The organism is Vibrio sp. 1F169, assembly GCF_041439605.1.
GTDB lineage: Bacteria > Pseudomonadota > Gammaproteobacteria > Enterobacterales > Vibrionaceae > Vibrio > Vibrio tasmaniensis_A.
This window is the reverse complement of record NZ_JBGOOI010000016.1, coordinates 15,727-35,546: the sequence shown is the minus strand read 5'-3', so window position 1 is coordinate 35,546 and position 19,820 is coordinate 15,727. Positions and strand designations below refer to the sequence as shown.

Here is a 19,820-nt window from a genome sequence, read left to right as displayed (position 1 = left end):
AATGCTAGAGAAAGAGAACCTAATTAAGCTAGCCAGAATGCAAATGCCATTTGGAAAATACGCTGGCCGCACCTTGATTGACCTACCTGAAGAATACTTGCTGTGGTTCGATAAAAAGGGCTTCCCACAAGGTGAGTTGGGCGACTTAATGCAGTTATGTTTAGCTCTCAAGATTGAGGGCTTAGATTCTGTGGTGCAACCGCTTAAATATGACTATTAGCCTTAATTAGTCCCAGTCCTCCCCCCCAAAGTTCTAAACCAAAACCCATACACCTAAGTGACGAGTAGTGGTGATTTTCTGAGGAACATTCAAAGGCAAAAACGGAATCTTGCCTTTTGAATGTTTATGAACTCAGAGTCACCGTAACTTTAATATTCCCACCAACACCTCCCTCAAAGCGCCCGAATTTATGATTACTTTTATACATTCACGTATTCATTGATGACGAGTCAGAATCGACTAGCTTTACCTTCCCTTAAGTGACCTGTACACACAGACAGTTTTTTTTTATTGAATAAATCGGGCCTAAATAAGAGTAGTTTTTAACTCTGAATGAGCACGAATAAAACGAGCAGCTACTTTTAAGTTGTTGATTAATAATTGAAATGATGGATGGTTGAAAATGATAACGAGCGTTACATCGGCGGCAATGTGTGCTTGCACGTCTACACACTGAATGTTTAGACCTACTTTTATATAAAATGCATAGCATTCAGTTGGTTATAAGCAAACTTTTTGATATATTGGCTGGATGGATTCGTGCTTGCACGATATTAAAATGTTATATTTTAGGTGCATACCTCTTTATGAATGAACGATTAAATCAGTTTTTTGAATATCACGCGAATTTCAATTTGTTGGATGAGACATTAAAAACCCCAAAGAGAATTAATAAATTCCATTCAGCTAATGTTGAGTACTTTAAAAATAAAGTTGATTTCTCTAAAAATGAAAACTCTATGGATTGGCACTTTAGGAGCTTTAGATCTTTCCGACAAATTTTTCATTCTTCACTTATGTACACAGAGTCTAAGCTAACAGAAAAACAGTACTGTATTGCTTCGGTATTTTTTACTAAATATTATTCTTTTTTACATGCTGTCAAATCGGTTCTTTATTTAACACCAATGGAAAAATTTGATCCTAGGTTAGGTCACAGCCAATCAATTAATATGTTTATGAATCACTATTGTCAGGGAAAAAGAAAAATTTTTGATAAAAATGAATTTGAAAATTTTTCAAAAACTCTACGAGATCTTCGTGAAATAACGTCTTATCAAATACCGCATGCAGGTGATGATTTTTTGAATAAAGATGAATTTTTGAAAATAGAAGCTAAATTATCAAACTATTTATTAAAGCTGTATCAGCTTTCGCACTATTTGAGTTTTATTGCTAGCAGAATACATAGATCTATACCTATTTTGAGTAATTATAAATTATTTGAGTCATATAAAATTAAATACTTCCGTACAACTCACCCATTCAAAAGTGAACATATAGATTGCTCTGATAACGTATTCATCAGTGACACATTACGTGCAGATGCGACTTATTGTGAACCATTTTGTATTATTTTTGAGCATGAAATGGATGAGTTTCAAATATATAGTGGATTTGATTATTTACAACATGATGAAAGTACTTTTATGCCTAGAGATGTCACTTCATTTATTTGGAAGGCACTTTAATACAATAAAAATATAACGAATAAGGATTGAGGTATTGCGTAGCCAACACTAAATCCCGAGTGTTGAACAAGCCCGAAGCCACTTTATTAAGTAAATTGTACGATTGCATTTGAAGGGCGCACCGCTTTGAGTCTTTTCTCAAGGCGAGCGAGGTCAAGATAAGATTGCGATCGCAATTTTATCAACCAATTAGCTATTTTTCGTTTCTTTCGTCGTCACTTCCCCTCTGATTTCGCTAATGCCATTATTCTTATTATCGATGCCTTTCAGCTAGGTGGATAGGCTCATTCCGAAACTCGCCATGTATTGGTCTTACTTTTATAGCTAAAAGTGACTGTGTCTTCGGTGAGATACTAGCGTCATGCCCCCGTTGATTGAGTGTTCTTGCCCAATAATGTGCACCACCACACGCTTCAACGCCTATACGCATGAGTGGCATATTTGCTATTGTAGTCAGCAGTTTAGAGCGAGTTACTGACTTATGAAGTATGACCTTGCCATTTTGCTTTTCGGCATGAAGACTAAAGTGGTTTTTAGCTAGGTCGATACCGCAGAAATAAGAATAATCAGACATGGCGCCTCCGGTGCAATTAAGTACCACATAAGTGTGACAGATCTTCGGTAGGGGGAATCCATGTCATTCGTTAGGCATCAAGGCATCATATGGAAGAAACGAAGCAAGTATATAGGTTTGAAATCCATACGGGATTATACCTAGGGACTGAGACTGTTCATTTTCGAAATGGTCTTTGGAGTACTCCCTCTGATTGTACGGAGTTAGAGCCACCTTTTCTGATCTGTTTGGATGGGTACATTCCAATTTACAAAGATGGTCGGTGGGTTATTGTTGAAGACAATATTTGGCGCCCTAAGCCGGCAGTTGAATATAACTATGACGCAGGTCGAAATGCGGTAACATACACGCCAATATTGATATATGGGTTTGGTAGAGCATTATGAGAATTGTAGAAACAATGTTTATAAGCTAAATCAGTACCCTCTAGATGGTCCTCCCCCTTATCTAAAAGGGTATGAAGAGCACGAAAGTAACCAATATAAGTATTACTTTTTGTGCGAAGAATTGGTTAGTCATATGAGAACAACTATAGATCGCTTGGTTCAGCTGTCGTATATTCTCACAGACTTTGCTGCTTATACGTCTAGTAAGCACATTAAAGTAAGTCAAATCGGTTCACTTAGCGCTAACAATAATCCTCAAACTGATTTTGAAAAAGTTATTGTCGGTGATGGAATTTACTTTAGGCATGATGAAACGGTTTTTTTGCGTTGTATCAATGACTTGTCGAATAGCTTTAAACACTCGATTATGCATGCAGAGGTGTACAACCTGTATGGTGAGAGCACAGCTACAGTAGTTTCTTATCAGGCAAAACAGAATAATCATAAAAAGAAATCACGTATCATAATCACAATGCATGTCACTTAGTTATGGGTTTTCAAGATACCGTAATACGTATTATTCAAAATCATAGAAAGTATGTGCATATAAAAAATGCCTAACGAATAAGGTGTTGCGTAGCCAACACTAAATCCCAAGAGTTGAACAAGCCGAAGCCACTTTATTAAGTAAATTGTACGATTGCATTTGAAGGGCACATCGCTTTGAGGTTCTTCTCAATACGAGCGAATCCAAGATAAGGTTGCGATAGTAATCTTGTCAACCAGTTAGCTCTTTTTCGTTTCTTTCGTCGTGACATCTCCTCCTGTTTCGCCTGTACAATTCTCTATATACCGTTCCTGCGCAGAAATTGCCAAATTTGATCGGTTCTATTCTTCGATGAGTAACATCCAAACCAAGGCTGTAGTGTGGTAAAGAGCTTTTATCTATCGTTGCGTAAGACATTATCTAGCCAGGATAGTTTGAAGAGCTGTGGTCTTACTGTGTCTGATAACTGCGCAATCGATAGCGTGTAAATAATGTTATACGGGGTGTTTTAAATATAAAACACAAAATAAATTGCGTTTTTTTTTAATTAGTGATTGAAACTGTGGTTTTTACTAGTTAAGTTACAGGGAACAAGAAGATAAATGCTGATGGAAAGTGACGTGAGATAACGTGCATTCAGCCTCAAGGATAGAAAATAGGAAGAAGTAAGCAATGTTCCAGACTGATGATGTAAGAATTAACAAAGTAAAAGAGTTATTACCACCTGTTGCTGTTTTAGAAAAGTTTCCAGCGACAGAAATTGCTTCTTCTACAACCTTTGAAAGCCGCAAAGCGATCCACAATATTTTAGAAGATAGCGATGATCGCTTACTTGTTATTGTTGGCCCATGTTCTATTCATGATACAGAAGCTGCGCTTGAGTACGGTAAACGTTTGAAAGTGCTACGCGACGAACTAGGCGATAACCTTGAAATCGTAATGCGTGTTTACTTTGAAAAACCACGTACCACTGTTGGCTGGAAAGGCCTAATCAATGACCCGTACATGAACGACACGTTTAAACTAAATGACGGTCTTCGCCTAGGACGTAAGCTACTACTTGATCTAACTGACATGGGAATGCCTACGGCGAGTGAATTCTTAGATATGATCACGCCGCAATACGTTGCAGATCTAATCAGCTGGGGCGCAATTGGCGCACGTACTACAGAATCTCAAGTTCACCGTGAACTGGCTTCAGGCCTATCTTGCCCAGTTGGCTTTAAGAATGGTACGGATGGCAATATCAAGATCGCAACAGACGCTATTCGTTCGGCAAGTGCTTCGCACCACTTCTTGTCGGTAACCAAATACGGCCATTCAGCAATCGTTGAAACAGCAGGTAACCCTGACTGTCATATCATCCTACGCGGTGGTAAAGAGCCAAACTATAGCGCAGAGCACGTTGGCAAGATTAAAGAAGAGCTAGAAGCTTCAGGTCTTCCACAGAAGGTGATGATTGATTTCAGTCACGCGAACAGCTCAAAGCAGTTCAAACGCCAAATGAACGTTTCTGATGACGTAAGTGCACAGATCTCTGGCGGTGACAAAGCTATCTTTGGTGTGATGATTGAGTCTCACCTAGTTGAGGGGCGCCAAGACTTAGTTGACGGTAAAGCAGCGACATACGGCCAATCTGTTACTGATGCATGTATTGGTTGGGCAGATACTGAAACAGTACTTCGCCAGTTGGCAGACGCTGTTGAAGCTCGCCGCAACAAGTAATCTAATTATTACAGCCAGTCACTAAACGACTGAAAACTCAAAGCCCTTATTAGCATCGCTAGTAAGGGCTTTTTTGTGGTTCTTAGTTGTAAGCGGAAAGTGCCTTGTACTCTTAAATGAGAAAAGACAGTAACTCGTCGACTTTAAATGACAGTAAAGTTCTATCTTGCTTGGTTTCCACGTTAAGGCGTATCAACGGCTCTGTATTGGACTTTCTTAAGTTGAAGCGCCATGTGCCCATATTCATGCTGAGCCCGTCTGTGTGATCGATATCAACGGCATTATCTCGGTAGTGCAATAACACACAAGCCATGACTTCCTCTGGGTTGGATACTCTGCGATTGATCTCTCCGGATGAGGGGAATCTATCCATACTTGCGCTCGTCAGTTGGTAAAGAGACTGTTGGGTTTTCGACATCAGTTCAATAACCAGTAGCCAAGGAATCATTCCTGAGTCGCAATACCCAAAATCACGGAAATAATGGTGCGCACTCATTTCACCACCGTACACAGCGTTTAATTCTCGCATCTTCTCTTTGATAAGTGCGTGTCCTGCTTTAATCCCAATCGCTTTTCCACCACGTTTGTGAGCGATTTCAATCGTGTTCCATGTCATACGCATATCGTGCAATACAGTGGCGTTAGGCTCTTTTAATAAAAATGCTTCAGCGAGCAACCCGACAATATAGTAACCCTCAATATAATTGCCTTTTTCATCAAAGAAAAAGCAGCGGTCAAAATCACCATCCCACGCAATTCCTAGATCGGCCGAATGTTCTAGCACAGCATTTCGAGTCGCTATTTGGTTTTCTATAATCAATGGATTGGGAATACCATTAGGGAATGTTCCGTCAGGAGTATGGTGAACCTTGATGAAGGTGATCGGAATATCGAGCGTGGCAAAGCGAGCTTCTAGATCATCAATGATACGTCCTGCGACACCGTTCCCTGCGTTTACCACAATCTTCATTGGTGAAAGTTTAGACGGTGTTATATAGGAGAGTAGGTGGTCTACATAAGGAGCGAGAATACTGGTCGTTCTACTAGAGTTACTTGGTTGTACATTAATAAGCGGTAAATCGGAGTTCAGCTCTTGATTGAGTATTTTAATACGTCGTTTGATTTCATCTAACCCACTGTTTTTACTTATCGGGCTAGCGTCAGCGCCGACCAGTTTCATTCCGTTGTAATTGATTGGGTTATGGCTGGCTGTGATTTGTATTCCGCCAATCGCTTTTAGGTGACGAGTCGCAAAGTAGACTTCTTCAGTGCCAGTAATCCCAAGATCAACGACGGTTATTCCAGACTCGATTAAGCCTTTGGTCATGGCTTCTTGTAATGAAAGGGACGTTTCTCGGTTATCACGACCAATCACGACTTGAGCCGATGCATCTGAATCTTTGGCATTTCGTGACAAGAGATACTCACCAAATGCTTTTCCAAGCAGATAGGTAAACGGTTCATTGATTTGGCGACCAATGATGCCGCGAATGTCGTTGTTCTTAAAGCAGCTAAGATCTAATGTTGGTTTCATTGAATTGTCGCCGCTTCTATCTCGATGAGTTGTTCTGAGGCGGAGAAGCTTGTTCGCTTCGAACATCTCGCCCATAGCTGTCTTGATATCGAATGATATCGTCTTCACTTAAGTGACTGCCAGTTTGAACTTCAATCATTTCAAGAGGTGTCTCGCCAGGGTTCTCTAGGCTGTGAATATGACCTAACGGAATGTAAGTGGATTGATCTTCTTCGATTAGATACGTTTTATCGTCGTTGGTCACTTTCGCAGTGCCAGCCACGACTACCCAATGTTCTGCTCTATGGTGATGCATTTGCAGTGAAAGCTTATGTCCCGCTTTTACGGTGATACGCTTTACCTTGTCGCGCTTACCTAGATCGACCACATCGTATTTACCCCAAGGCCTAAAGACCTCGCGATGATGGACATGTTCCGTTCGACCAGCCTGATTCAGTTGGCTAACAATCGACTTAACACTTTGAACTTTGTCTTTGTTCGCAACCAATATTGCATCTTTAGTTTCGACAATAATGAGGTTTTCGACGCCTACCGTCGCGACCAGCTTATTTTCCGCATGAATGTAGTTGTGTTGAGAATCGACGGTTAATACATCACCTTCAATGACGTTATTGTGCTCATCTTTGTCGCTTACATCCCAGATAGCAGACCACGAACCAATATCATTCCAACCAACGTCCATCGGGATCACTGCGGCGTGTGAGGTCTTTTCCATTACTGCATAATCGATGGAATCACTCGGGCTATTTTTGAATGCTTCTGCGTCGATACGGATAAAATCGAGGTCGGTATTTTGCTTTGCAAGAGCAAGTTTACAAGCCGCTAATATCTTTGGGTGGTGTTCGGCGAGTTCCGAAATATAGCGAGATGCCTTAAACATGAACATGCCGCTGTTCCACAAGTATTGCTCTGAACGTATGTATTCTTCTGCAGTTGCTTTATCAGGCTTTTCAACGAAGCAATCAATGGCATAGGCGTGATGGGTTGACTGCTCTGTAATGCGTGAGTCAGCTTGAACAAGAGGGAAAATCGGTTCTCCCTGCTTGATATAGCCATAACCCGTTTCTGGCGCGTTGGGTGTTATGCCGAATGTCACCAGTTTGCCTTGCTTCGCGTAATCAACACCACGACTGATCACTTGTTGGAATTCAGAGGTGTTAGCGATGTGATGATCAGCAGCCAGTATTAATAAGATCGGGTCTGATGCATCCTGCTCATTATTGGTTGATTTACCTAAGGCTTGTAATGCCGCTAATGCGATGGCTGGAGCCGTGTTTCGACCGACAGGCTCTAGCAGAATACCACTATGTTGGATGTTAGCCGATCGAGCTTGTTCAGCGGCAATAAAGCGGTGTTCTTCATTACAGATAATGAATGGAGCTGCGCACTTGCTATCCGTTAGATAGTCCTCAAGACCTTGCAGGCGTTGAAGTGTTTGCTGAAGCATCGACTGTTCGCCAGCAATATTGAGAAATTGCTTAGGGTAAAGTTCGCGAGACAGAGGCCAGAGGCGACTTCCGGAGCCGCCAGCTAGGATCACAGGTAAAATCATAGAGTGGTAATTAGGTGTATTTGAATACTGGCGCCATGTTACCACGCTTCACTCTGTTTATTTATCGATAACCAGTTTACTTATCGATAACCCATCGACTTAACGGCAAGCTATAAACGATAAGCAATATAGATGTGCTTCTTAATGACCTTCTGAGTTGGAAATGACCATACCTTGAGCTTCGCCAAAATCTTGAGGATCGATCTTGAGCGTTTGTGTTGGGAAGGCGATATCAGCATTGTGCTTATGAATAATCGCCAACACCTGCAGCAGGACATCTTGCTTAACTTCGTGGTATCTCACCCAGTTAACCGTTTTGGTGAAGGTGTAGATAAAGAAATTAAGGGTTGATGGACCAAACTTATCAAAGTTAACGATCAGCGTCTGTTTTGCATCAATGTCAGGGTGTGTTTCGAGCATGGATCTAACTTCATCAACAATTAGAGCTAGCTTGTCTGCATCTTGATAACGAAGACCGAAGGTTTCATTGATTCTGCGGTTCAACATTCTTGATGGGTTCTCCACCACAATGTTACTGAATACCGAATTTGGCACGTATAAAGGTCGCTTATCAAAAGTGCGAATGATGGTCATGCGCCAACCAATGCGTTCGACTGTACCTTCGATTTGGCGGTCTGGTGAGCGTATCCAATCACCGACTTTAAAAGGACGGTCGAAGTAAATCATCATGCCGCCAAAGAAATTCGACAGTAGATCCTTTGCTGCCAAACCGACGATCAAGCCACCCACACCACCGAAGGTGAGTAAGCCAGATAGGCTCAGACCAAATGCCTGCATGATGGTCAGGCCGCCCATCACCATAAAGAACAAGCGAGCGACTTTCGCGATAGCTTGCACTGTGGTTTCGTCTCTGGTTTTTTGTTCTAAGACGTACGCTTCAGTGTTGGTGATCATTCGCAAGGTAAACCAAACGAAGGTACAGATAATTAATATGTGCTTAAGTGTTTTTAACCAATTAATTTCATTACCAAACTGGTCTTGAAGGATTAACCCCACAGAGACAGTTGCAGGCCAACACCAGAGTAATGTACTGACAGGTGTTTTTAGCGCCTCTAGCAGTAGGTCATCCCAGTGGAATGGGGTTTTCTGAACCAGAATTTCTAAGCGATTATGGATAATTCGCCAAGCGACCCAAGCGAGAAAGCTCGCAATAGTGATGAATAGGACGCTGTTTGCCCAATCACTATGGCTCTGGTTAATGTAGGTTTGTACTTGGGTTATGAATTCATTCATTGTGTGTACTGCCGCAGAAATAGTGGGTTAGAAATTAGCAGAAATCACTTTTGTTCTCTACCTTTATAAATCAAGCGATTAGCTGACAATTGTATCTCTATATGGATATATAGTCGTTTTTTTGTATGAAGACAATTTCATTATTTGTTTTCGATGCTACGTAGCTTTGTAAGTGGAGTAATAAATGAGTGACAAACAATATGCAGTTATTGGCTTGGGACGTTTTGGTCTCTCTGTCTGTAAAGAGCTACAAAGTTCAGGCTCACAGGTACTCGCCGTTGATATTGATGAAGAGCGAGTGAAAGATGCGGCGGCTCTTGTTTCTCAAGCGATTGTTGCGAACTGTACAAGCGAAGAGACAGTTAAAGAGTTAAGGCTCGATGAATACGACATGGTGATGGTGTCGATTGGCTCTGATGTTAACTCCAGTATTCTAACGACGCTAGTGGTAAAAGAATCAGGCGCAAAAGCCGTTTGGGTGAAGGCGAACGATAAGTTTCACGGCAAGATCCTTTCTAAGATTGGTGCCGATCATATCATCATGCCCGAACGAGACATGGGTATTCGCGTTGCGCGTAAAATGTTGGATAGACGCGTTCTTGAGTTTATCGACCTTGGCAGCGGTTTAGCGATGACTGAAATTGTTATTGGTTCTAATTTTTTGGGTAAGAAACTTGGTGACCTTAAGCTGTGCAAAGAAAATGGTGTTGAGGTACTTGGTTTCAAGCGAGGCCCGAACCTAACTAAAGCACCTGAACTGGATGTGAGTTTAGAAATTGGGGATGTGGTGATCATCGCTGGGCCGAAAGAGACCTTATCTAGAAAGCTACGCAATTGGTAACTGGCAATCGGAAATAAGGTAACAGTATGAATTCGGTAAAACGAAAAGGTACTCTCTACACACTTAAGAGTGATAAAAAGCCACGTAAAGGCTCTGAACCTAAGATTATCCTTACGAGCTTCTTAGGCGTACTTATCCCTTCTGCAATATTGTTGACCCTACCCGTGTTCTCTGTGACAGGTCTAAGCTTTACGGATGCACTGTTTACCGCCACGTCGGCGATCAGTGTGACAGGCTTAGGTGTTGTTGATACCGGTCAGCATTTCACCTTGGCAGGCAAAATCTTACTGATGTTCTTGATGCAAGTCGGCGGGTTAGGGCAGATGACCCTTTCTGCGGTGCTGCTCTATATGTTTGGTGTTCGGCTCAGTTTGAAACAGCAAGCATTAGCGAAAGAAGCATTGGGGCAAGATCGTAAGATTAACCTCAGGAAGTTAGTGAAGAAGATCATCATTTTTGCATTGGTGGCGGAATTTATAGGTTTCGTATTGCTCTGTTTTCGGTGGGTTCCTGAAATGGGATGGGCAACAGGGAGCTTTTACGCGTTATTTCACGCGATTTCCGCATTCAATAACGCAGGGTTTGCGTTGTTCTCAGACAGTATGGTGAGCTTTGTTGACGATCCACTGGTGATCTTTACCTTAGCTGGCTTGTTCATTTTCGGCGGATTAGGCTTTACTGTTGTGGGCGACTTATCGAGTAACTGGCGTAAAGGCTTCCAACACTTGCACTTACATACCAAGATCATGCTGACCGCGACACCAACTTTGTTGTTGGTGGGTACGGTTATGTTTTGGTTATTGGAGAGAAATAACTCAGCGACGATGGAAGGCCTCTCTATACAAGGTCAGTGGTTAGCTGCTTTTTTCCAGTCTGCGAGTGCTCGTACCGCTGGTTTCAATAGTGTCGATTTGTCTCAATATACGCAACCGGCATTATTGGTGATGATAGTACTGATGTTGATTGGTGCTGGTTCGACTTCCACTGGTGGTGGTATTAAGGTCTCGACTTTCGCGGTTGCGTTTGTTGCAACTTGGACATTCTTGCGTCAGAAAAAGCATGTCGTGATGTTTAAGCGCACCGTGACTTGGCAAGCGGTAACAAAGTCATTGGCCATTATTGTGGTCAGTGGAGCGCTATTAACCACCGCGATGTTTTTGTTAATGCTCACTGAGCAAGCCGCGTTTGACCGCGTGATGTTTGAAGTGATTTCTGCCTTTGCAACCGTCGGTCTAACAGCTGGACTCTCTGAAAATCTCACTGAGCCGGGCAAATACATTATGATTGTGGTTATGGTAATCGGACGTATTGGTCCTCTCACTTTGGCATACATGTTAGCTCGTCCAGAACCTTCTTTGTTGAAGTACCCAGAAGATACGGTGTTGACGGGCTAATAATGTTAACGGGTTAATAATGCTAACAGGCTAGGATTTATAGTTCTTGTTAGCGTGTTAGAAAACAAAGCCAGCGATATGCTGGCTTTGTTGTTATAGGTGTAGCTCTAATTTCTTAGCACTTAGCCTTCGAACATTTCAATATATTCTTCGTAGCCTTCTTCAGCCAATTTATCTGCTGGGATAAAGCGCATAGCGGCTGAGTTCATGCAGTAGCGTAAACCTGTTGGCTTTGGACCATCTTTAAATACATGCCCTAGGTGAGAGTCACCAAATTTACTACGAACCTCTGTTCTTGGGTAAAGTAGCTTGTAGTCAGTAGTTGTTACCACATAAGCTTCGCTGATTGGTTGTGTAAAGCTCGGCCAACCTGTACCTGACTTGTATTTGTCTTTTGAAGAGAACAAAGGTTCACCCGTTACGATATCAACGTAAATACCTTCTTGCTTGTTATCCCAGTATTTGTTGTCAAATGGGCGCTCTGTTGCATCGTCTTGTGTGACATCGTATTGCAGTGAAGTTAGAGATGCTTTGATCTCTGCATCAGACGGCTTGCTGTATGTCTTAGCATTGGCTGTCGCATTTTTGCCATCGATGATCTGACGGATCGTTTTAGGATTTTCTTTTCTATCATCACCGAAGATTTTATCTAGGTATTGATCACGACCAGAAGCGTAGCGGTAGTAGTTATAACGAACCTTGCTCTTCTTGTAATAATCTTGATGGTAATCTTCTGCTGGCCAGAATTTTTCAAACTTAATCAGTTCTGTTTTTAATGGTTCACCAAAGATTTGAGCCTTATCGATTTCCATCATGAAGTTCTGAGCAACGTTTTTTTGCTCTTGGTTATGATAGAAAATAGCAGGTCGATATTGAGGACCTCTATCTACGAATGAGCCTTTATCATCGGTAGGATCGATGTGTCTGAAGAATTGGTCAAGTACCTGCTCATAGCTAACGACATCTGGATTGTAAGTCACGTTGATCACTTCGATGTGTCCAGACTTACCCGAGGAAACTTGTTTGTAGGTTGGATTTTCTAATTCACCACCGGAATAACCAGAGATAACGTCGGTGACGCCGGTCAGTTTTTCTAGGTCGGATTCTGTACACCAAAAACAACCACCAGCCAGTGTCGCGATTTCACTTTTACCTGAATCCATCGCTTTATCCATTGTATTGGCAGTGCCAGTCTGGCTTACAAATAGCGAAGTCAGTGGTAGTGCAACCACGAGTGATACCAATATTTTAGATAATTTATTCATAGATACCTCATCTTGACGTTTTCTCATTCGATTTTGAATGTACGAATAGAGACAGGGTTTAGATAGAAAAAATTACACTATTCATGAAAAAAATATCTCAAACAGAAAATCTTGCTCATAAATGCTGCCAGTAGTAGGGTGTCCATTATTGATATAATAGATAATGATGGCGGTTTCCGTACATCTAAGGAACAACATGCAAGCAGAAGTTAAATGGGTCGAAGGCTTTAAATTCCTAGGTCAATCTCAATCAGGTCACTCTGTCGTTATGGATGGCAGTGGCGGTGCTACCGCGCCAAGCCCTATGGAAATGGTGTTAATGGCGGCTGGCGGTTGTAGCTCTGTTGATGTGGTTGATGGCTTGAAATCTGCAGGCCAAAGCATCACAGGCTGTAATGCAAAACTTGAAACGACACGTCGTGAAACGGCACCAAAAATTTTCACTGCAATTAATATTCATTTTGAAGTGACTGGTGATGATCTTGATCCCGAGCTTGTAGCTAAGGTCTGTGCGGATTCATTAGAAAAGTACTGTTCAGTATGCTTAATGCTGGGTGCTGGTGTAGAGATGACCCACAGCTGGGAAATAGTCTAGTCTCTGATTGTACAGCTTGGCGGTAGACTGATTTTTACGGCTTCTACTTATAGCTGACGGCATATGGGGAGAGCCTGATAAAGGAAAGGGCGGAGCACTTGAAAGTGCTCCGCCCTTATTATTTTAATTAAGGTAGAGTGCTATTATTCAGCAGTTTCTACGATAACTTCTTCCATTTGCGCTTTTTCTTGGTATTCGAAGCTTGGGATCGTTGCGTCAACACGACGGTTTTGCGCACGACCTTCAGCTGTAGCGTTTGATGCTACAGGGTTTTCTTCCCCTTCACCTGAAGCTGCAATGCGGTCAGCTGCAATGCCTTGCTCTTCAATGTATGCGGCTACAGCAGCAGCACGCTTCTTAGAGATCATCATGTTGTACTCTGCTGCACCTGTTGAATCAGTGTGACCAACAACATTAACTGATGATTGAGGGTGAGCTTGCAGTACTTCAACTAATGGCATTAATGCAGTTTTGCCTTCTGAAGATAATTCAGTGCTGTTTGTCTCAAACATACCTTGAGAGAAGCTTTCAGTTTTAGCTTTAGTAACCACAACTTCTTCTTCAACAACAACGACTTCTGGTTCGGCAATTGGCTCTGCAGGAGCCTGTGTTACAACGGCTGCAGAAGCGGCTGCTGCTGAAGCCGTTGTGTTACCTGTACCAAAGTTGTAGCTAAGGCCAACGGTAACAAAGTTAGAGTTTAAGTCTTGAACATAGTTGTCATCGAAATCATCGAAGTATTGGTACTCAACACGAACAGCCCAATCTGAGGAAAGTTGCTTCTCTAGACCGATACCGGCTGAAAGAACAACGTCTGTTTCACCGCCGTGCGAGATGTAAGCAGGACCAGCTTTGAAGAATACATCGAACTCTTGTTGTACTGGTAGGCGGTACATTGGCGTTAGTGATATAGCGATTAGAGGGTCGCTAAAGTTACTTGTAACCCCATTTTTGGAAAAGCTCGTTTTGTAGTCACCTAAGAAATCAGAACTTAACTCAACACCTAGTCTGTCTGTGAAGTTATAGCCAGAGTATATCCCTGCACCAATTGCATCATCATCACACTTTTCACCGCTTACGCATGCGCTATCCAGCCAACCCATGCCCACTTTTGCACCAACATAAGTGGTTGCAGCAATAGAAGGTGCTGCCGCTAAGCCGGAAGCTGCGACGACAGCACACATGATTTTAGAAAGTTTTTTCATAATCTTATCCTTGGATTAATTTTTATTGTTATCTGAACTGACCTGTAAAGCGATAACTTACTGGCTAAGACACTGCGACCGTAAGTAAATCAAGGCGTTGATTCAGGTAGAACTTTTAAGGAACTACTAATGTATTGTTAGTCTGATTGCGTATGATAGTCAATCGGATTGTTGGTATTCATAGTTTTCAAGGCGCTATTTATAGCTTTTTTGTTGATCAATTGTTGTCTTAAATGTTGGAAACGATGAAACCTCGTATCATTTTAAGGCGATATGAGGTTTCATCTTTTTGTGTGAACGGATTATTTGGCTACATAGCCTGAGTTGTAAGGTGGAGCGGAGGCTTAGCTGTTACGGACGCTCACCGGCTAACAAACGCTTTTCGATATCTGCAATCACTCTAGGTAAGTCGGCGATGGTATCGATCAGGTAGTGCGGGTTTGATTTGTTTAGCTTAATGCTTGCTTTTTCTCGCGCAGCTGCAAGTGTCGCTTCGTCGGCATCCACATATTCTTGGTAGGTTAAGCCTGCTTCGTTGCCTGATAGTACAAGGCCTACTGTCCACATGCCTGCGTTGTGACCTTCATCGATACCCGGTGCAGCGTCATCCACTTTCACACACGCAGCGACGTTCGTCACACCTAGGTCAATGACGTTTTTAAGTGCCATGAATGGAGCAGGGCGACCGCCTTGCGGTAAGTCGTCAGTTGCAACTACGTTGTCAGGAAGATAACCGTAATCTGCTGCAGCTGGAATTAGTACGTCCATCACCTCTCGTGGGTAACCAGAACAAGAGCCGATTTTTACGTTCTTTTCTTTTAAGTTATTCACGACTTCAATCGCGTTTAAAATTGGTGCTGCGTGGTCTGCTACTTTTGCTTTCTGAAGAGGCATGAATGCCGCGTAGATCGCATCAACGTCTTCACTGGTCATCGAGCGTCCGAATTGAGCATTCCAACGAGCGTTAACAGCTGGGATTCGACCAACTGCTTGGATGTGGTCCCATTTGCCGATCCCCATGGGTTCTCGCGCTTCTGCTAAGTCGATATCAAAGTCGAAACCTTGTCTGAATGCTTCAACGAAAATACTGGTTGGAGCAAATGATCCAAAATCAACGATAGTGCCAGCCCAGTCAAAGATAACCGCTTGGATAGGTGATGTTGTGTTCATAGTCGTGTCCTATTTCTGTTCTCTCCCGGCTCAGGTTGTTCTGGGAGATGAATGATTGTTTTAGGTTATTGGTTGCTTGAAATCATTACTTCAAGGCATGCTTTAAAAGGTGGTTTAAAGGTATTCAAAGTCTTTGCAGACTTTTGCTATCGCTTTTTCGAATACAGACAGAGCGACTTCTAGTTCACTGCGGCTGATGATCAAGGGCGGGCTCAATTGAATCACGTTACCTTGTGACACCTTAAAGCTCAGGCCATCGTTCAGACATTGATAAAGTACGGCTTCTGCTTCATCGAACGCTCGGGTTTTGGTGATGTGGTCGGTGACCAATTCAACGCCCCAGAGTAGGCCGATGCCGCGAACGTCACCAATGACTGGGTATTTCTCTTTCATTTGAAGCAGTTGTTCACGCACGAAAGCGCTGTCTGCTTGCACTTTTTCAAGTAGGTTTTGTTGCTCAATCACTTCCATGGTCGCGAGTGCTGCCGCACAACCAATTGGGCTTTTCTCATGGGTGTAGTGACCAAGAGATACTTGCGCTGCCGTGTTGTATTTGTCTTTAGTGATCATGGCTGCGATTGGTACTAAGCCGCCGCCAAAACCTTTACCGATACATAGGATGTCAGGTTCGATATCAAACGCTTGGTGAGTGAACCATTCGCCACTGCGACCCATACCGTTTGGAATGTCGTCGATGATCAACATGACGTTGTGTTTGTCACAGATCTCACGGATGCGCTTCCAATAAGCCTTACTTGGCACTTGAACGTCTGTGTTACGAACCGCTTCTGCAATGAAGGCGCCAATACCGCCTTCTTTTTCAATCACATATTCTAGGTAATCGGCATAGTGCACATCACATGCAGTCTCGTTTGAATCGCTAGCGTTATTCCCACTTAATGGAAAACTATCGCGAAGCGGGAAAGCACCGCGATAAGAGACGGCTGGTGGAATGCGTTCTACGCCAGCCATTAATGGCCCCATGCCTTCGCGGAAACAAGCTTCGCCACCCACTGAAATTGCATCGAGTGACGCACCATGGAATGAGTCCCACAATGACACTACTTTGAAATTGTTGGTGACATGTCGAGTAAGTTTTAGCGCCATGCCGATAACGGATGTGCCCCCGGGAGCAAACAACACGCGATTCAAATCACCACCGCAGATCTGTGTGAGTTTTTCAGCACACTGAACGGCAGTCTCATTGGTAAAGCGACGCGGTGAAAACGGCAATGACGCCATTTGCTGAGTCACTTTATTAATAATATGTGGGTGGCCATAACCTAATTGGTGAACATTATTGCCGTGAAAGTCCATGTACTTCTTGCCCGTCGCATCTTGAATGTAGATGCCTTCTGCAGCTTCAAGCGTGTCTAGGCAAGGTGTTGACATGGCTTGATGAAGAAACACGTCAGAGTCACGCTTTAACATTGCTTGAGTCGCATCATCGTTTAGCGATTCGTTCCATTTTTCGCGTGCTGGCGTGGTGTTCACATCGCCTTCGCTTCGAAAGTGTGTGGCCTTTAGAATCGGCTCTTGATTGGTCATCGTCATTATTTGATGTCCCAGTACATAGCGTTTTCTACAGCGCCAATGAGAGCTTCAATGTCTGACGGGTAAACTTCACCGATGTTACCGATTCGAAAGCAGTCTGCGTTTGAAACCTTGCCCGGGTAAATCACAAAACCTTGTTCTTTCAAACGATCATAGAATTCCTTGAATTGGTAATCGCTATGAGTTGGAGAATAGAAAGAGGTAATGATAGGTGAGTGAAGGTCATCATTAAGCAGTGGTTCAAAGCCAAGAGAACGCATACCTGCAACCAATGTGGTTTGGTTGGTTTGGTAGCGACTATGACGAGCTTCGATGCCGCCTTCTTGTTCCAATTCAAGTAGAGCTTGGTAGAAAGCGCGCACTGTATGAGTCGGAGAGGTGAAGCGCCATTTCCCATGGTTGCTTTCCATACAGTGCCATTGGTCAAACAAATCAAGGCTTAATGAGCGAGCTTGGCCTTTACACTTCTCGAGATCTGATTGCTTAGCAATAACAAAGCCGAACCCCGGTACCCCTTGAATGCACTTGTTTGCAGAGCTGATCATGTAGTCGATGCCTAAGTCAGCAATATCCATAGGGATGCCACCAAAGCTCGACATAGCATCAAGAATGACGGTTTTGTTGTGCTGTTTTGCCAATTTGGCAATCTCTTCAATTGGATTCAGCATGCCAGTGGTGGTTTCACAGTGGACAATCGCCACGTGAGTAATGTCTGAATCCATGGCCAATGCCGTTTCCATTTCGTTCAAGTCAGGTTGTGATGTTTCACCTGGGGAAACGACATGGCATGGAATGTTTAAATATTCTGCGATTTGAGCAATACGAGCACCATACGCACCGTTGTCAACAACAAGAAGCTTACCGCTTTTAGAGATAACGCTACCGATTGTTGCTTCAACTGAAGCGGTGCCGCTACCTTGCATCAGTACGCTCGTGTAACCCGTTTGCTTAGTCGCCAAAGTCACTAGCTTGCTACGAATCACTTCAACAACGTCTTTGTTGTATTCATCATCCCAAGTACACCAATCTTTTAGCATCGCTTGGCGAACGGTTTCAGAAGTAGATAGAGGACCCGGTGTCAGCAGTAAGTATTCGTTTCTCATGTTTAATTCTCGTGATTTGCATTTTGGACTATACCAATATTTGCAATTACTTTAACAACCAATTTAAACGGTCGTAAATAGCCCAAACGTTATTTTCACAAAAGCTTCATATTCAAATTTGTCACTTGTGTTGAGAAATTTTTCGATCTTTAAATTGCCATTTTTTGTTCATTTAATCGTCATAAAAGCCAGTTAGCTTAATACTCGAAATCTGGTACATACCAATATAAAGGTGTGTGCTAACAACCTAAATGAATTTATGGGTATAGAAGCCTCTAGATGGAGCTTCTAGCCTTAACAACTTTAACCTTGGCAATTCCTAACCTTGGCATCGGGCCTGACTGGAGAAAATGATGAAAAACCGTTTTATGAAAGGATCACTTGCAGCTTTAGTAACTCTACTCGCTGGTAACGCTTATGCAGCACAGGAAGTGACGGTTTACACTGCGTTTGAAACTGACATTCTGGCTAAATACAAAAATGCTTTCGAAAGTGAAAACCCAGACATCAACATCAAGTGGGTACGTGATTCAACAGGGATCATGACGGCAAAATTATTGGCCGAGAAAAACAACCCTCGCGCAGAGGTCGTTTGGGGACTTGCTGGTTCTTCAATGGCGCTGCTTAAAGAAGAGGGCATCTTGAAACCTTATACGCCTCAAGGTGTAGAAGCATTACGCGCTAATCTTAACGACCCACAGTCTACTCAAGCTTGGTATGGTAATGACGCATTCTTCAATGCAGTTTGCTTTAACGAAGTGGTGGCTAAGCAATTGAATCTACCGGCACCTAAGTCTTGGGATGACCTAACGAAGCCTATCTACAAGGGCCATATTGCTATGTCAAACCCAGCGTCTTCTGGTACAGGCTACATGCAGGTTTCGGCTTGGCTACAAAACATGGGTGAAGACCAAGGTTGGAACTACATGCAGAAGCTAGATCAAAACATTGCTCACTACACGCACTCAGGCTCTAAGCCATGTGTTCAAGCGGGCATGGGTGAAGTCGCTATCGGTATTTCTATGGCGAGCCGTGGCGCTAAGCTGAAAACTCAAGGCGCGCCACTTTCAGTGATTACGCCTGAAGGCATCGGCTGGGAATCTGAAGCGGTAGGTCTTGTTAAGCCTTCTGATGCAGCACAACGTGTTATCGATTGGTCTATTTCTAAAGCGGCAAATGAGCTTTACATCGAAATGTACCCAGTTGTTGGTCACAAAGATGTGACAGGCAAAGCAGAGAACTTCCCTAATGTAGAAAAGAACATGGCAAAAATGGACTTCGCTCGAATGGGCAGCGAACGTGCCGACGTTCTTAAAACATGGTCTGACAAGTTTGACGCTAAATCAGAGCCAAAATCTTAATCTGCTGAGTTTTTTAGTTCATGAGCTCCTGAGTTAATTATCTACTGAGCTTATTAGACACATGGTTTATTAGACACGTAGTCCATTAGATATGCAGCTCATTAGAAGTTAGGAATCAGTAAAGGAAG

16 protein-coding genes and 1 pseudogene are annotated in these 19,820 nt (G+C 42.9%); 8 read left to right on the top strand and 9 right to left on the bottom strand.

The features are described 5' to 3' along the window. Nucleotide 1 precedes the first annotated feature (1 nt). Nucleotides 2–220, top strand: coding sequence for a DUF3820 family protein (locus tag ACED53_RS09045; RefSeq protein ID WP_009845653.1), 219 nt, complete (start codon nt 2–4; stop codon nt 218–220). Nucleotides 221–654: 434 nt separating this feature from the next. Next, on the top strand, nt 655–1,692 hold the full coding sequence (locus ACED53_RS09040; RefSeq protein ID WP_133153736.1) for a hypothetical protein: 1,038 nt from the start codon (nt 655–657) through the stop codon (nt 1,690–1,692). Nucleotides 1,693–2,041: 349 nt separating this feature from the next. Here ACED53_RS09040 and ACED53_RS09035 read toward each other — a convergent pair. Beyond that, nucleotides 2,042–2,266, bottom strand: a pseudogene (locus ACED53_RS09035) (IS110 family transposase); the annotation flags it as partial. A 519-nt stretch (nt 2,267–2,785) separates the two neighbouring features. Between ACED53_RS09035 and ACED53_RS09030 the strand changes: the two are divergent. Continuing rightward, nucleotides 2,786–3,139 (top strand): hypothetical protein, encoded by a 354-nt coding sequence (locus ACED53_RS09030; RefSeq protein WP_133153735.1) that lies wholly within the window; start codon nt 2,786–2,788, stop codon nt 3,137–3,139. A gap of 672 nt (nt 3,140–3,811) precedes the next feature. Further along, nucleotides 3,812–4,864, top strand: coding sequence for a 3-deoxy-7-phosphoheptulonate synthase AroG (gene aroG, locus ACED53_RS09025; protein WP_017099976.1), 1,053 nt, complete (start codon nt 3,812–3,814; stop codon nt 4,862–4,864). A gap of 112 nt (nt 4,865–4,976) precedes the next feature. Here the strand turns inward: aroG and ACED53_RS09020 are convergent, their stop codons facing one another. The 3 genes from ACED53_RS09020 to ACED53_RS09010 form a co-directional block, all read right to left on the bottom strand. Beyond that, complete coding sequence (locus ACED53_RS09020; RefSeq protein ID WP_017099975.1) at nt 4,977–6,398, bottom strand: phosphomannomutase/phosphoglucomutase; 1,422 nt, start codon at nt 6,396–6,398, stop codon at nt 4,977–4,979. 16 nt (nt 6,399–6,414) lie between these two features. After that, complete coding sequence (locus ACED53_RS09015) at nt 6,415–7,950, bottom strand: mannose-1-phosphate guanylyltransferase/mannose-6-phosphate isomerase (protein WP_029225376.1); 1,536 nt, start codon at nt 7,948–7,950, stop codon at nt 6,415–6,417. Nucleotides 7,951–8,091: 141 nt separating this feature from the next. Then, complete coding sequence (locus ACED53_RS09010; RefSeq protein ID WP_009845641.1) at nt 8,092–9,204, bottom strand: mechanosensitive ion channel family protein; 1,113 nt, start codon at nt 9,202–9,204, stop codon at nt 8,092–8,094. 184 nt (nt 9,205–9,388) lie between these two features. On the opposite strand from ACED53_RS09010, the gene ACED53_RS09005 reads away from it, so the two are divergent. Both ACED53_RS09005 and ACED53_RS09000 read left to right on the top strand, forming a co-directional pair. After that, entirely contained in the window at nt 9,389–10,045 is a 657-nt protein-coding gene (locus tag ACED53_RS09005) for a TrkA family potassium uptake protein (RefSeq protein ID WP_017099973.1), read from the top strand. A gap of 26 nt (nt 10,046–10,071) precedes the next feature. Continuing rightward, entirely contained in the window at nt 10,072–11,439 is a 1,368-nt protein-coding gene (locus ACED53_RS09000; protein ID WP_017099972.1) for a TrkH family potassium uptake protein, read from the top strand. Nucleotides 11,440–11,561: 122 nt separating this feature from the next. On the opposite strand, the gene msrB is transcribed toward ACED53_RS09000, so the two are convergent. Next, nucleotides 11,562–12,704: a peptide-methionine (R)-S-oxide reductase MsrB gene (msrB, locus tag ACED53_RS08995; RefSeq protein ID WP_017099971.1), complete on the bottom strand. Its 1,143-nt coding sequence runs from the start codon at nt 12,702–12,704 to the stop codon at nt 11,562–11,564. A 196-nt stretch (nt 12,705–12,900) separates the two neighbouring features. On the opposite strand from msrB, the gene ACED53_RS08990 reads away from it, so the two are divergent. Beyond that, nucleotides 12,901–13,299 carry an OsmC family protein gene (locus ACED53_RS08990; protein WP_012600352.1) on the top strand — a complete coding sequence of 133 codons (399 nt, stop codon included), beginning with the start codon at nt 12,901–12,903 and terminating at the stop codon, nt 13,297–13,299. A gap of 143 nt (nt 13,300–13,442) precedes the next feature. Here ACED53_RS08990 and ACED53_RS08985 read toward each other — a convergent pair whose 3' ends face one another. The 4 genes from ACED53_RS08985 to phnW all read right to left on the bottom strand — a co-directional run bounded on the left by ACED53_RS08985 (nt 13,443) and on the right by phnW (nt 18,331). Then, nucleotides 13,443–14,504, bottom strand: coding sequence for an OmpA family protein (locus ACED53_RS08985; RefSeq protein WP_017099970.1), 1,062 nt, complete (start codon nt 14,502–14,504; stop codon nt 13,443–13,445). 351 nt (nt 14,505–14,855) lie between these two features. Continuing rightward, nucleotides 14,856–15,674 (bottom strand): phosphonoacetaldehyde hydrolase, encoded by an 819-nt coding sequence (phnX, locus tag ACED53_RS08980; protein WP_012600354.1) that lies wholly within the window; start codon nt 15,672–15,674, stop codon nt 14,856–14,858. A gap of 114 nt (nt 15,675–15,788) precedes the next feature. Next, nucleotides 15,789–17,228: an aspartate aminotransferase family protein gene (locus tag ACED53_RS08975; RefSeq protein ID WP_017099969.1), complete on the bottom strand. Its 1,440-nt coding sequence runs from the start codon at nt 17,226–17,228 to the stop codon at nt 15,789–15,791. Beyond that, nucleotides 17,228–18,331 carry a 2-aminoethylphosphonate--pyruvate transaminase gene (gene phnW, locus ACED53_RS08970; protein ID WP_102580022.1) on the bottom strand — a complete coding sequence of 368 codons (1,104 nt, stop codon included), beginning with the start codon at nt 18,329–18,331 and terminating at the stop codon, nt 17,228–17,230. Before phnW ends, ACED53_RS08975 begins: the two co-directional genes overlap by 1 nt. Nucleotides 18,332–18,681: 350 nt before the next feature. Between phnW and ACED53_RS08965 the strand changes: the two genes are divergently transcribed. Further along, the gene (locus tag ACED53_RS08965) at nt 18,682–19,692 is read left to right on the top strand and encodes a putative 2-aminoethylphosphonate ABC transporter substrate-binding protein (RefSeq protein ID WP_017100663.1); all 1,011 of its coding nucleotides are present in this window, start codon (nt 18,682–18,684) and stop codon (nt 19,690–19,692) included. Nucleotides 19,693–19,820: the final 128 nt, after the last annotated feature.

Bases quoted from the DNA above. Each gene is read 5' to 3' on its own strand.
- ACED53_RS09045 (WP_009845653.1), top strand. From the start codon at position 2: ATGCTAGAGAAAGAGAACCTAATTAAGCTAGCCAGAATGCAAATGCCA.
- ACED53_RS09030 (WP_133153735.1), top strand. From the start codon at position 2,786: ATGAGAACAACTATAGATCGCTTGGTTCAGCTGTCGTATATTCTCACA.
- aroG (WP_017099976.1), top strand. From the start codon at position 3,812: ATGTTCCAGACTGATGATGTAAGAATTAACAAAGTAAAAGAGTTATTA.
- ACED53_RS09020 (WP_017099975.1), bottom strand. From the start codon at position 6,398: ATGAAACCAACATTAGATCTTAGCTGCTTTAAGAACAACGACATTCGC.
- ACED53_RS09015 (WP_029225376.1), bottom strand. From the start codon at position 7,950: ATGATTTTACCTGTGATCCTAGCTGGCGGCTCCGGAAGTCGCCTCTGG.
- ACED53_RS09010 (WP_009845641.1), bottom strand. From the start codon at position 9,204: ATGAATGAATTCATAACCCAAGTACAAACCTACATTAACCAGAGCCAT.
- ACED53_RS09005 (WP_017099973.1), top strand. From the start codon at position 9,389: ATGAGTGACAAACAATATGCAGTTATTGGCTTGGGACGTTTTGGTCTC.
- ACED53_RS09000 (WP_017099972.1), top strand. From the start codon at position 10,072: ATGAATTCGGTAAAACGAAAAGGTACTCTCTACACACTTAAGAGTGAT.
- msrB (WP_017099971.1), bottom strand. From the start codon at position 12,704: ATGAATAAATTATCTAAAATATTGGTATCACTCGTGGTTGCACTACCA.
- ACED53_RS08990 (WP_012600352.1), top strand. From the start codon at position 12,901: ATGCAAGCAGAAGTTAAATGGGTCGAAGGCTTTAAATTCCTAGGTCAA.
- ACED53_RS08985 (WP_017099970.1), bottom strand. From the start codon at position 14,504: ATGAAAAAACTTTCTAAAATCATGTGTGCTGTCGTCGCAGCTTCCGGC.
- phnX (WP_012600354.1), bottom strand. From the start codon at position 15,674: ATGAACACAACATCACCTATCCAAGCGGTTATCTTTGACTGGGCTGGC.
- ACED53_RS08975 (WP_017099969.1), bottom strand. From the start codon at position 17,228: ATGACGATGACCAATCAAGAGCCGATTCTAAAGGCCACACACTTTCGA.
- phnW (WP_102580022.1), bottom strand. From the start codon at position 18,331: ATGAGAAACGAATACTTACTGCTGACACCGGGTCCTCTATCTACTTCT.
- ACED53_RS08965 (WP_017100663.1), top strand. From the start codon at position 18,682: ATGATGAAAAACCGTTTTATGAAAGGATCACTTGCAGCTTTAGTAACT.